This window comes from Micromonospora sp. MGP-C2 (genome assembly GCF_057766525.1).
On the sequence record NZ_JBYMEN010000002.1, the window covers coordinates 987,920 to 1,000,097 of the forward strand.

10 protein-coding genes and 1 riboswitch are annotated in these 12,178 nt (G+C 73.3%); of the genes, 6 read left to right on the plus strand and 4 right to left on the minus strand.

The features are described 5' to 3' along the window. Window positions 1–34: 34 nt before the first annotated feature. Together AC3CF1_RS04255 and cobN are read right to left on the minus strand one after the other, a co-directional pair. Window positions 35–2,191: a magnesium chelatase subunit D family protein gene (locus AC3CF1_RS04255; RefSeq protein ID WP_488449575.1), complete on the minus strand. Its 2,157-nt coding sequence runs from the start codon at window positions 2,189–2,191 to the stop codon at window positions 35–37. A gap of 56 nt (window positions 2,192–2,247) precedes the next feature. Continuing rightward, a complete protein-coding gene (gene cobN, locus AC3CF1_RS04260) occupies window positions 2,248–5,916 on the minus strand; it encodes a cobaltochelatase subunit CobN (protein ID WP_488449576.1) in 3,669 nt (1,222 codons plus the stop codon). A 32-nt stretch (window positions 5,917–5,948) separates the two neighbouring features. Between cobN and AC3CF1_RS04265 the strand changes: the two genes are divergently transcribed. Then, on the plus strand, window positions 5,949–6,188 hold the full coding sequence (locus AC3CF1_RS04265; protein WP_488449577.1) for a hypothetical protein: 240 nt from the start codon (window positions 5,949–5,951) through the stop codon (window positions 6,186–6,188). Between the two features lie 40 nt (window positions 6,189–6,228). After that, window positions 6,229–6,405, minus strand: a riboswitch (cobalamin riboswitch). A 327-nt stretch (window positions 6,406–6,732) separates the two neighbouring features. Then, window positions 6,733–7,440 (plus strand): MBL fold metallo-hydrolase, encoded by a 708-nt coding sequence (locus tag AC3CF1_RS04270; RefSeq protein WP_355162221.1) that lies wholly within the window; start codon window positions 6,733–6,735, stop codon window positions 7,438–7,440. 68 nt (window positions 7,441–7,508) lie between these two features. Here the strand turns inward: AC3CF1_RS04270 and AC3CF1_RS04275 are convergent, their stop codons facing one another. After that, window positions 7,509–8,468: an ArsR/SmtB family transcription factor gene (locus tag AC3CF1_RS04275; RefSeq protein WP_210789630.1), complete on the minus strand. Its 960-nt coding sequence runs from the start codon at window positions 8,466–8,468 to the stop codon at window positions 7,509–7,511. Window positions 8,469–8,527: 59 nt separating this feature from the next. Between AC3CF1_RS04275 and AC3CF1_RS04280 the strand changes: the two genes are divergently transcribed. Beyond that, the gene (locus AC3CF1_RS04280) at window positions 8,528–9,811 is read left to right on the plus strand and encodes an MFS transporter (protein WP_488449578.1); all 1,284 of its coding nucleotides are present in this window, start codon (window positions 8,528–8,530) and stop codon (window positions 9,809–9,811) included. Window positions 9,812–9,814: 3 nt separating this feature from the next. On the opposite strand, the gene AC3CF1_RS04285 is transcribed toward AC3CF1_RS04280, so the two are convergent. After that, on the minus strand, window positions 9,815–10,150 hold the full coding sequence (locus AC3CF1_RS04285) for a hypothetical protein (RefSeq protein ID WP_425887151.1): 336 nt from the start codon (window positions 10,148–10,150) through the stop codon (window positions 9,815–9,817). A gap of 100 nt (window positions 10,151–10,250) precedes the next feature. Between AC3CF1_RS04285 and AC3CF1_RS04290 the strand changes: the two genes are divergently transcribed. The 3 genes from AC3CF1_RS04290 to AC3CF1_RS04300 all read left to right on the plus strand — a co-directional run bounded on the left by AC3CF1_RS04290 (window position 10,251) and on the right by AC3CF1_RS04300 (window position 12,178). Next, entirely contained in the window at window positions 10,251–10,862 is a 612-nt protein-coding gene (locus AC3CF1_RS04290) for an RNA polymerase sigma factor (RefSeq protein ID WP_355162223.1), read from the plus strand. Next, window positions 10,855–11,565 carry a hypothetical protein gene (locus AC3CF1_RS04295; protein ID WP_488449579.1) on the plus strand — a complete coding sequence of 237 codons (711 nt, stop codon included), beginning with the start codon at window positions 10,855–10,857 and terminating at the stop codon, window positions 11,563–11,565. The genes AC3CF1_RS04290 and AC3CF1_RS04295 overlap by 8 nt, the downstream gene beginning before the upstream one ends. Window positions 11,566–11,665: 100 nt before the next feature. Further along, window positions 11,666–12,178, plus strand: a complete 513-nt coding sequence (locus tag AC3CF1_RS04300) for a hypothetical protein (RefSeq protein WP_488449580.1) — start codon at window positions 11,666–11,668, stop codon at window positions 12,176–12,178.

Genomic DNA, 12,178 nt, shown 5'->3' on the forward strand with positions numbered 1-12,178 from the left:
TCCTGCGGTTGCGGTCGGTCATCGGTGCCCGGCGTCACGCCGCGACGGGAAGCGCGCTGCCGCGGGTGTCGGGGTGGGTGAGGGCGGCCAGCGGGTGGTGGGGGGCACCCAACTGGGTGGCCAGTCGACGCGCCAGGTTGAGGCGGACCGGGCCGGTCTCGCAGTCGACGACGACGCAGGGCGCACCGGTCGCCGCGAGCACTGCCCCTGCTGCCGCGGCGCGGTCCAGCGGGCGGTTGCCCGCCGTGGCCCGGCCGTCGGTGACGACGAGGACGAGCGGACGCCTCAACGGGTCGCGCAGGCGCTCCACCCGCAGCAGGTCGGCGGCCGCGAGCAGCCCTTCGGCCAGCGGCGTACGCCCACCGGTGGGCAACTCGGCCAGCCGAGTCGAGGCGGCCAGCACCGACGAGGTGGCCGGCAGCAACGTCTGCGCCTCGGCGCCCCGGAAGGCGATCACCGCCACCTTGTCCCGCCGCTGGTAGGCGTCGGTGAGCAGGGCGAGCACCGCGTCCTTCACGGTGGTCATCCGCTGCCGGGCACCCATCGAGCCGCTGGCGTCCACCACGAACAGCACCAGGTTGCCCTCCCGCCCCTCCCGGACCGCCTCCCGCACGTCGTCCGGGCGCAACCGCAGCGGGCCGCTCAGCCGTCCCCGGGATGCCTGGTGCGGCGCGGCGGCGCGGACCGTCGCCGGCAGGTGCAGCGCCCCGACCCGGCCGGTCGGCACCCGGGCCCCGGTGGTGCGCCCCCGCCCCGTGCGGGCCCGCGAACGTCGGCCCGGCACGCCGTCACCGACACCGGGCGCGGTGAGCACCCGCGCCTTCAGCCCACCCCGGGGTACGGCCACCGACTGCCCGTCGGCGCCGCCGTTGCGCCCCTGGTCCGGGTCGTCGCCACCGTCCGCGGTGTGCCGGTCGCCGGGCTGAGCGTGCCCGCCGGGGTCGTCCGTCGGGCGCTGCGGCGAGCCGCCGTCGTCAGCTCCGCTCGGCACCTCGGTCCGCCCGTCCGGGCCGGCGTCACCCTCGGCGGGCGCACTCTCGGCCGGGCCGGGTACACGCTGGTCGACCACGTCGCCGCCGCTCCCCCCACCGCCGGCCGGGCCGCCACCGCCTGATGGGCCGCCACCACCCGGGCCGTCGTCGTCCGGGCCCGGGTCGTCCGGTTCGTCGGGGTGGGCGTCCTGGGCACGCTGCAACGCCTCGTCCAGGCGCTTCTCGTCCAGCCCGCGGGTGTCGAACGGGTCGCGGCGGCGGCGGTGCGGCAGGGCCAGTCGGGCGGCCACCCGGACGTCGTCGATGCTCACCCGGTCCCGGCCGTGCCAGGCGGCGTGGGCCAGCGCGGTACGGGCGGTGACGATGTCGGCGCGCATCCCGTCCACGTTGAACGCGGCGCACACCTCGGCGATCTGCCGCAGCGCGGCGTCCGGAAGTCGTACCCCGGGAAGCCTGCGTCGGGCGGCGGCCACCTGGCCGGCGATCTCCGCGTCGGCGTCGGCCCACCGGGCGGCGAAACCGGCCGGGTCGGCGTCGGCGGCGAGCCGGCGGCGGACCACCTCGACCCGGACCTCCGGGTCCCGGCTGGCGCCCACCTCGACGGTGAGTCCGAACCGGTCGAGCAGCTGCGGACGCAGCTCCCCCTCCTCCGGGTTCATCGTGCCGACCAGCAGGAACCGGGCCGCGTGGCTGACCGAGACGCCTTCGCGTTCGACGTGGCTGCGGCCCATCGCCGCCGCGTCCAGCAGCAGGTCCACGAGGTGGTCGTGCAGCAGGTTGACCTCGTCGACGTAGAGCACCCCCCGGTGGGCGGCGGCGAGCAGACCCGGCTCGAAGGCGCGTACGCCCTCGCCGAGGGCCTTCTCCAGGTCCAGCGAGCCGACCACCCGGTCCTCGGCGGCGCCGACCGGCAGCTCCACCAGCCGGGCGGGACGCGTCTCGGCGGCGGCACCGGCCGGATGCGGCCCGTCCGGGCAGGCCGGGTCCGGCTCGGCCGGGTCACAACCGAAGCGGCAGCCGGCGACCCGCCGGACCGGCGGCAGCAGCGCGGCGAGTGCCCGAACGGCTGTGGACTTGGCGGTCCCCTTCTCCCCTTGGACCAGCACACCGCCGATCGCCGGGGACACCGCGTTGAGCAGCAGCGCCAGCCGCATGTCGGCCATGCCGAGCACCGCACTGAACGGATAATTGACGATCACTGTGCCTTCCTTCGATCACGACTGCGGGGCTCGCAAAACCGGCTCACTCCTCGCGCTCACACCCGGTCCTCCAGGTCGCCCTCGCTGGCCAGGTACGTGTCGCGCAGCCGGTCCAGGGTGGCCGGCTCGGGTTTGGCCCACAGCCCCCGGTCGGCGGCCTCCAACAGGCGTTCGGTGATGCCCCGCAAAGCCCACGGGTTGGACTGCTCCAGGAACTCGCGGGTGGTGTCGTCGAACAGGTACGCGGCGGCCAAATGCTCGTACATCCAGTCGTCGACCACGCCGGCGGTGGCGTCGTAGCCGAACAGGTAGTCCACTGTGGCGGCCAGCTCGAACGCGCCCTTGTAGCCGTGCCGGCGCATCGCGGCGATCCACTTCGGGTTGACCACCCGGGCCCGGAACACCCGCCGGGTCTCCTCGCCCAGCGTGCGGGTGCGCACGTCGTGCGGCATCGCCGAGTCACCCACGTACGCCTGCGGTGACGTGCCGGTGAGGTGACGGACCATCGCCACCATCCCGCCGTGGTACTGGAAGTAGTCGTCCGAGTCGACGATGTCGTGCTCGCGGGTGTCCTGGTTCTTCACCGCCACCGCGATCCGGGCGAAGGAGCGTTCCATGTCGGCGCGCGCCTCCCGCCCGTCCAGGCCCCGGCCGTAGGCGTAGCCGCCCCACACGGCGTACACCTCGGCCAGGTCCGCGTCGCTGCGCCAGGTCCGCGCGTCGATCAGGGGCAGCAGGCCCGCGCCGTACGCCCCGGGCTTCGAGCCGAAGATCCGGGCGGTCGCGCGCCGCTCGTCACCATGCTCGGCGAGGTCGGCGGCGACGTGCGCCCGCAGGTAGTTCTCCTCCTCCGGCTCGTCCAGGGCGGCGACCCGCCGCACGGCATCGTCGAGGAGTGCCACCACGTGCGGAAACGCGTCGCGGAAGAACCCGGAGATGCGCACTGTCACGTCGACGCGCGGCCGGCCCAACTCGGCGGTCGGCACCACCTCGATACCGGTGACCCGCCGGGACCGCTCGTCCCACACCGGCCGGCAACCCAGCAGCGCGAGCACCTCGGCGATGTCGTCGCCCTGGGTGCGCATCGCGCTGGTGCCCCACACGGTCAAACCCACCGAGCGGGGGTACGTCCCGGTGTCAGCGAAGTGCCGGGCGAGCAGCGAGTCCGCGAGGGCCACCCCGACGTCCCAGGCGTTGCGGCTGGGGATGGCCTTGGGGTCGACGGAGTAGAAGTTGCGGCCGGTGGGCAGCACGTTGACCAGACCGCGGGTGGGTGAGCCGGACGGGCCGGGCGGCACGAACCGGCCGTCGAGCGCGCCGAGGGTGTTGGTCAGCTCGTCGGTGGTCCGGTCCAGCCGGGGCACCAACTCGGTGGCCGCGAAGTGCAGCACGGCGGCGACGTCCGGGATCGGCTGGCCGGTCACCTCCGCGACCACCGCGTCGACGGCCTCGGCGTCCCAGCCGAGCGTCTCCATCCCGACGACCAACCGCCGGGCGAGGGCCTCGATCAGGTCCACGGCGTCGGCGGCGGTGCCGGCCGGCCCGTCCACCACGTCGGTCAGCGCCACCGGGAGGGCGATCCGCTGCCCGGGCGCCGCGAGCAGCGCCTGCTCGTCAAGCCCGTACGCGACGGCCAGCGCCTGCCGCAGGCCGGGCAGGGCGCGGGCGCCACCCCAGATCTGGGGGGCGCGCAGGACCGCGAGGACCAGGTTGACCCGGGGCTCACCGGTGGGTGCGTCGGCGAGGATGTGCAGACCGTCGCGGATCTGCACGTCCTTGACCTCGCAGAGGTACCCGTCCAGGTGCAGCACGAACTCGTCGAAGTCGTCCGCGTCGGGCATCGCCTCGGCGTGCAGGTCGTGGTGCAGCTCGGCGGCGCGTACGAGGTCCCAGATCTGGGCCCGCACGGTGGGCACCTTGGCCGGGTCGAGGGCCTGCACTGTGGCGTACTCGTCGAGCAGTTGCTCCAGTTTGGCCAGGTCGCCGTAGGTCTCGGCGCGGGCCATCGGCGGCACCAGGTGGTCGATCACCACGGCGTGCGCCCGGCGCTTGGCCTGGGTGCCCTCACCGGGGTCGTTGACGATGAACGGGTAGACCAGCGGCAGGTCGGCGAGGACCGCGTCAGGCGCGCAGTCGGCGGCCAGACCGAGGCCCTTGCCGGGCAGCCATTCGAGGGTGCCGTGTTTGCCCAGGTGCACCACGGCGTCCGCGCCGAAGCCGCCGTCGGCGACCGGCGCGGCCAGCCAGCGGTACGCGGCCAGATAGTGGTGACTCGGCGGCAGGTCCGGGTCGTGGTAGATGGCGATCGGGTTCTCCCCGAAGCCGCGCGGCGGCTGGATGAGCAGCACCACGTTGCCGAAGCGCAGCCCGGCGAGCACGATGTCGCCGCTCTCGGTGTAGAGCTGGCCGGGAGGCTCACCCCAGTGTTCCCGCATCCGTTCGCGCAGCTCGGCCGGGACCTGGTCGAACCAGCGCCGGTACGTCTGCCCCGGTATCCGGGCCTCGGCGGCGGCCAACTGCTCCGGGGTGAGCCATTCCACGTCGTGACCGCCGGCGGCGATCAGCGCGTGGATGAGCGCGTCGCCGTCCTCGGGCGGCGGCGCGTCACCCAGGTCGTAACCCGCTTCGGCGAGTTCGGCGAACAGGCGGACCGCCGAGACCGGGGTGTCCAGCCCGACGGCGTTGCCGACCCGGGAGTGCTTGGTGGGGTACGAGCTGAGGACGACGGCGACCCGCTTGTCGGCGTTGGGCACGTACCGCAGCCGGGCGTGGCGCACCGCGATCCCGGCGACCCGGGCGGCCCGCTCGGCGTCGGCGGCATAGACCGAGAGCCCGTCGGCGTCGATCCGCTTGAACGAGAACGGCACGCTGACGATCCGGCCGTCGAACTCGGGGATGGCCACCTGCATCGCCGCGTCCAACGGGGACAGTCCGGCGTCGCTGCCGGCCCACTGCTCACGGGTGCTGGTCAGGCAGAGCGCCTGGATGATCGGCACGTCCAGGGCGGCCAGGGCGCCCACGTCCCAGGCGTCCTCGTCGCCGCCCCCGGACGCGTCGGCGGCGACCGCGCCGCCGGCCGCGAGCACGGTGACCAGCAGCGCGTCGCAGACGGCGAAGAGCCCCAGCGGGCCCGCGCCCGTGGTCAGGCCCCGCAGCGAACCGCAGAAGATCGGCAGCGGGTTGCCGCCGGCTTTGTGGACCGCGTCCGCGAGCACATCAACGAAGCCGGTGTTGCCGGCGAGCGCGTGCGCCCGGTAGAAGACGATCCCCACTGTGGGCCGGTCCGGGTCGGTGGGGTGTTCGCCGTGCTCCCCGTACGCCGGGGTCGGTGCGGGCGGGGCGAACCCCTCGCCGGTGAGCAGCACCGTGTCGCAGAGGAACCGGGCCAGCTGCCCGAGGTTGTCCGGCCCACCCTCGACCAGATACGCCAGAGCCTGGGTGACGACCCCGGACGGCACTGTGGAGATGGCCATCAGCTCCGCGTCGGGCAGCGTCTCGCCGCCCAGCACGACCGTCGGCACGCCGGTGGCGAGCACCGCGGCGAGGCCGTCCGGCCAGGCCTGTCGGCCGCCGAGCAGGCGTACGACGACGAGGTCGACCCCGTCGAGCAGGGCGGGTACCTCGTCGGCGGCGACCCGGGCGGGGTTGGCCAGCCGGTAGTCGGCGCCGCTGGCGCGGGCGGCCAGCAGATCAGTGTCGGCGGTGGAGAGCAGCAGGATGCGCACGGCAGGCTCCGGAGAGTGACGCCCTGGCCGCCATGGAGGCGACCTGGACGAAGCGGGTGGGTGCGGCGTCAGCCGGCACGACGGCCGGCCAGCTCGCCGACGCGGGCGTCGGGGCCGGTCAGCGCCGGGCGCTCAGCTCAGCGGGCCCGGTGGCCGACGCGGGCGACCTGGAGCACGCCGACGAGGCCGGCCCGGAGCATGCTGGTCCGGCCGGTCGTGGGTGCGGTGTGGCGCCCGCGATGCGGGTCATGACGATGATCGTCGATGAATGAGACGCCGTGCGTCATCGGGTCCTCCTCGGGTGTCCACGCCCTGGGGTACGTCCCGACGGCCGAAGTATCCTGGCTTCCGGATCGACGCTCTCCCCCGGCCTTCCAACCGCAGACACACGGCCGTGACTCACGAGGGGGGATCGCTCCCCGGTGACAGTGGCGGGACCGCGTCGGAATCGCACCGACTTCCTTCACTGCCGTCAGGCCGCGAATGCTGCCACACCGCCGCGCCGCCGGTCAACGCCGACCCCAGCGCCGCCAAGCAGGTGCCATTCATCGGGTTTCACCGATTGCTGCGACCTTGAACCCCGCACGTCGCAATGCCCGGGGTCAATGCTTGACGACCTTTGCTCTGCTTACCTATGTGCACCAGTGACGCTTCGTGCCTGGTGCAGATAGGTAAGCAGAGCAAAGGGGGGTAGCACCTACCCTGGCCTGCGCCGATCGTCCGAGGGGGCGGTGGTACGCGGCACTGTCACCTAAGATCGGCGACCACCGGAGCAGCGTCCGCGATCAATCCCGGGAGTCGATCACCATCGTCGCCATGCGATTCCACCACCTCGCCGGCCGTGTCTGGTTCTGCCCGGGCGATCCGGACCCGGAGGCGGTCCAGGCCGGCGTCGCCGTCGTGGCCGACGAGCGCGGCAGTGTGATGATCGACGCCGGGCAGAGCCCCGCCCACGCCCGCGAGATCCAGGCCGCGCTGACCGCCGCCGGGCTACCCCGCCCGCGTTGGCTCGTCTACACCCACCACCACTGGGACCACGTCTGGGGCGCCTGCGCCTGGCCGGGAGTGGAGATCGTCGGGCACGAGACGGCCGTGCCGCTGCTGCGCGCCGAAGCCGCCCGACCGTGGAGTCACGACTACCTGGACGAGCAGATACGCCACAACCCCCGCCTCGGCCCGAGCTTCCGGGCCCGGGCACGCGCGGTGGCCTCCTGGGAGGATTTCGCCATCCTGCCGCCGACCCGGACCTTCGCCGACGTGGACGAGCTGCCGGTCGGGGTCGGGCTACGCCACGTCGGCGGCGGGCACGCACCGGACTCGACAGTCGTGCTGGTGCCCGACTCGGGCGTCATGCTGCTGGGCGACTGCTTCTACCCACCGCCGGCGCACCTGCGCAGACCCGAGGACGGCCTCGACCTGGGCCTGGTCCGGCGACTGCTCGGCGACACCTACCACTGGTACGTGTCCAGCCACGCCGAGCCGATGACGCTCGAGCAGGCCCGCTCAGCCGTCGAGGACGCCTGACCCCGGCGGCAGCACCTCGCCCGGCACGCGGGAGTGCGGGCCCTCTGCGCCGACACGCCGAGCCCTCGTCACGACGACGAGGCTCCGGCCACGAGCGCCCGGGCGGTGTCCGTCCACCAGTAGAGGACTTCCCGGCCCGACCGGCGCTTCTGGAGCAGACCGGCCTCCGTCAGCACGCGCAGGTGGCCACCGACCGTGCCGAGCGGCAGTCCGGTCGCGGCGACCACTGCCGTGGTGCTGACCGGTTCGGCGGCCTGCACCAGAACGCTGCTCCGCGCGTTCCCCAGCAGACGGCGCAGCGGATCCGGTGTGGTGGAGGCCACCCCGGTGAAGATCCCCGTCACCGGGTAGACGATTCCGAAGCGGCCGGGCAACCTCCAGGAGATCCAGCCTCCCCGGCAGTGGGCCGCGAAGAACGTCAACGTCCCGCCCCGTACGTCGGACGGTGGGTAGGGCCGCTCCTCGACCTGCAACCGGCCGTCGCCGAGCCACCGCATGCCCGGCCGCATGTCGTTGACGACCCCGGACCACCCGTCCCTGGCCAGGCGGGAGATCCGGGACACCACATCGGCACGCAGCACCGACTGCCGGCGCGGCCAGTCCGGCTCGATCGTGTGGCGCCAGACCCAGCGCAACAGCGCGGCCGTCCGGCTCGCCAACCCCGAACCGCGTAGTTCCGGGGCCAGCGGGGAGCGCACGTGGGCCAGGTCCTCACGAATTCGGTCGTCCGGCAACGACTCCAGCTCCACGAGCTCGTCGTCCAGCGTCATGTCCGGGCGGGCGGGCGGCACCGTCAGGAAGTCAGCCATCCAGGAGGACGAGATCGCGTGCGCCAGAATGGCCGCGGTCACCGGGTCGCCGTCGAGATAGCCACGGAAGGCATCGACATGCTGGTCCCGCCAGGCCCGGTGCCACGGAAGCGGCTGGGCCCGGCGGAGGATGTTCAGCGCCCCCAACGTCTCGGTGAGCTGTGAGGTGCCGAAACGCGCGTGCGCCATCACTTCGGCGTCGACCAGGAACACCGCCACGTTTCGCCTCCAGTCGAAACTCTAGGGCGGCAGCGCGGATCGCTGCAAGCTCCCTGGCCATGCACAGCGACAGCCAGCCATACGACCCGACGACCATGAGCGCGCGGAACTTCAAGGCCCTGTGGGCCGGTGCCGCGATCACCAACCTCGCTGACGGCGTTGTCAAGCTGGCCCTGCCGCTGGTGGCCGTCTCGATGACGGACTCCCCTGCGCTGGTTGCCGGCGCCACCCTGGCCAACACCCTGCCCTGGTTGTTGTTCTCACTGCCCGCTGGCGCGCTCGCCGACCGGATGGACCGGCGACGCCTAATCATGATCATGGTCGCCGCGAGAGCCCTGGTCCTCGCCCTGCTCACCGGTGCCATCCTCGCGACCGGGCTCCCGCTGGCCGGCCTGTACGCGGGGGCGCTGCTCCTCGGCACCGCCGAGGTGTTCGCCGACACCACCCGGATGTCGGTGGTGCCGATGGTCGTGCCCCGCACTCGGATGGAGTCCGCGTTCGCGACGTTGACCGCGACCGAGACCGTGGCCAACGAGTTCGTCGGGCCACCTCTGGGCGGTCTGCTGGCCGCCGCCGGACTGGCCGTCGCGCTGGGCGCCGGCGGGGTGGGCTACGCAGGCGCGCTGCTCGCCCTGGCGGTCATGACCGGCCGGTACCGCAGCAACCGTCACCCCGGATCGGCGACGAGCGCGTCCGGCCTCAACAACGACATCTGGGAGGGCGTCCGATACGTGTGGCGGGAACGGGTCCTGCGAACCCTGCTGCTGGTGGCCGGCGCGGCGAGTGGATGCTGGGCGGCTTGGATGGCTGTCATCGTTGTCCATGCGGTCGCACCCGGACCCTTGGGCCTGACCAGCTCGGAGTATGGCCTGCTGATCGGCACGCTGGGAGTGGGCGGCGTCGTGGGAGCCTCCGCCGCTCCCGCTCTCACCCGCCGGCTGGGCCGGCGGGTCGTCCTGGCCGCGTCGATGGCCTGCTTCGCCGCGCTGCTGGCGGCCCCGGCGATCTCCTCGTCCGCCCGGCTGATCGCGGCGACGACCTTCCTGGGTGGCGCCGGCTCCGGCGCGTGGAACGTCACCTACAGCTCGCTGCGCGCGCTCGTCGTGCCCGAGGAGATGATGGGGCGCTACAGCGGGGTGAGCCGCCTGGCCAGTTGGGGAGCGATGCCGCTCGGGGCGCTGGTCGCCGGCCTCACCGCGGAGTTGGTCAGCGTACGGGCGGTCTTCTGGGGCGGAGCGGCTCTCTGCATTCTCGTGCTTGCCGTGACGTTACGAACGGTCACATCGCCCGATTTCCGACGGGTGGAAGCCCGCGCGGCCGCCTCTCAGCGAGCTGCGCCGTGAAGCTCAGCGGGCGTGGCGTTCCGGGTGGGCCCGGCTCCAGGTGCGCATCCGTTCCGGGTAGCCGGTGCGCGCCGCCTCGTACAGCGGCACCGCGTGCTTGCGGGCGATGGACCCCGCGGCCCGCGGCGTGCCGGTACGACGACGGATCCACTCGCCGTCGTCGGCGATCGCCACCACTGTGGTGTCCGTCGCGGTGGTCTCCGGCTCCAGGTAGAACTCCACCCCCCGCCGGCTGGCGACGAACTCCTCCAGCGCCGCGAGATCCTCGCGGGTCGCCTCCCGGTCCAGCTTCGTCGGGGTCGCCTCGGCACCCCGCGACCGGCGGTTGAACCAGCTCATGACCAGCCCCTCTCCTCGACGCCCCTCCAGTGCAGCACCGAATCCTGGCAATACGCTGCACGCCGGATGGGAGACAGCTGACCCGCGTCAAGAAGGACGGGTGGAACCACCGGGGCGTACGCGGTGTCATGAGTGTGATCCGAACGGAGGCCTACCCCTGGACGACGACGCTCTCGTCACCCGCGCCCGGGCCGGTGACCTGGAGGCGTACGACCTCCTGGTCGCCCGGCACACCGCGTCCGCACACCGGACGGCGGTGCTGCTCGGCGCGGGATCGGACTCCGAGGACGTCATCCAGGAGGCGTTCGTGAAGGCGTACCGCAAGCTGTCCCGTTACCGGGGCGAGTCGTCCTTCCGGTCGTGGCTGCTCGCGATCGTCGCCAACGAGACCCGCAACCTGCACCGGTCCCGCGGCCGGCGGGACGGGCTCGTCCTGCGGGCCGCGGCGGCGGACCCGACGGCCGAGATTGCCGAGGACGGGGCGGTCGACGCCGTCCTCGCCGGGGAGCGCCGCGCCTCACTGGTGCAGGCCCTGCGTCAACTCCCGGTACGCGACCGCGAGGTGATCGTCTGCCGGTTCTTCCTCGACCTCAGCGAGGAGGAGACGGTGGCGGCGCTGGGGTGGCCCCGGGGCACTGTCAAGTCGCGCACGTCCCGGGCGCTGGCGAAGCTTCGCGGCCTGCTCGACCGCGAGGAGGTTCGGCATGGGTGACCTCGAACGGGAGCTGCGCGACCTCTCCGCCTGGCTGGAGACACCCGACGCGCCGGACGTGACCGCTCGCGTCCGCGTACGCCTCGACGGGCCGGCGCGTCGGTGGCGTCCGCTTGCCGCGGCGGCGCTCGTCGCCGTGGTCGTGGCGGTGGTGCCCCCGACCCGCGCCGCCGTCGCCGACGCTGTCACGGGGCTGCTGCGCTTCGCCGGTGTCAGCATCGCCACCACGCCCGCCCGCACGCTGCCCGGCGGCACGCCGTCGCCGTTGCCCGGCCAGCGGTCCATCACTCTGGACGAGGCCCAACGGGCGGTGCGGTTCCCGATCCGTCAACCCGCGAAGCTGGGCCCACCCGAGCGGGTGCTGGTCGCTGACCCCGACGCCACGGGCACCTGCCGGGTGGCGACGTTGCTCTACGACGGGGGCGCACTGCGCGTCGACGCGTTCGACGGTCGTCTCAATCTGGCCTTCCACAAGGAGGTCACGCCGCCGGGAGCGGACTGGGTCCAGGTCAACGGCGACTTCGCCATCTGGGTGGACGGGCCACACGTGCTGTCGTACGTGGACCGCGCGGGCGAGGTCCGCCAGGAGACCGCCCGACTAGCCGCCTCGACCCTGATCTGGCAGGAGGGCGACGTGAGCTACCGGCTGGAGGGTGCCGTCGGCAAGGCGGAGGCGATCGAGATCGCCCGCTCGCTGCGCTAGGTGTTTCCAGGGAACCTGGCGGGCGCGGCCGGTGTCATGACGGTGCGACGAGTCGCCGACGCGTACCGGAAGGGGCGAGATGGTTTCCTGGGGCAGATGGGTGCTGGCATCATCGGTGGTCCTGCTGGCGGGGTGCACGACCACGACCAGCGGCGGGGCAGCCGCGCCGACGAGCTCTGCCGCCACCACGGCGAGCGCCACGGCCGCCACGGCGAGCGGCGCGACCGGCTGCGCGACGCGGGTCGAGACGGGGTCGCTGCCGGACTGGGCGGACGCCGGGTTCAGCGGGGACGCCCGGGTCCCGCACGTGTTCGGCGCGAAGGGTGACATCGTGGCGGTGGTGTTCGCCCATCCGCTGCGCCAGCACCGCAAGGACGGGTCGAACAACAAGATCCTTTGGGTGGCCCGGGCGGCCACGACCTCGCCCGACCCGAGCGCACCGGCGACCCTGGTGATCACCGCGACGCTCGACGGCACCGACACGCGGGTCACCCGGGAAGTCGCCGGCGGGCCGGGCCCGTCGATCATCGACATGCCCCAGCCCGGTTGTTGGCGCCTCGATCTGCGCTGGTCCGGGCACACCGACACGATGGACCTGGTGTACGCACCATGA

Bases quoted from the DNA above. Each gene is read 5' to 3' on its own strand.
- AC3CF1_RS04270 (WP_355162221.1), top strand. From the start codon at position 6,733: ATGCGATTCCACCACCTCGCCGGCCGTGTCTGGTTCTGCCCGGGCGAT.
- AC3CF1_RS04265 (WP_488449577.1), top strand. From the start codon at position 5,949: ATGGAGGCGACCTGGACGAAGCGGGTGGGTGCGGCGTCAGCCGGCACG.
- AC3CF1_RS04285 (WP_425887151.1), bottom strand. From the start codon at position 10,150: ATGAGCTGGTTCAACCGCCGGTCGCGGGGTGCCGAGGCGACCCCGACG.
- AC3CF1_RS04280 (WP_488449578.1), top strand. From the start codon at position 8,528: ATGCACAGCGACAGCCAGCCATACGACCCGACGACCATGAGCGCGCGG.
- AC3CF1_RS04295 (WP_488449579.1), top strand. From the start codon at position 10,855: ATGGGTGACCTCGAACGGGAGCTGCGCGACCTCTCCGCCTGGCTGGAG.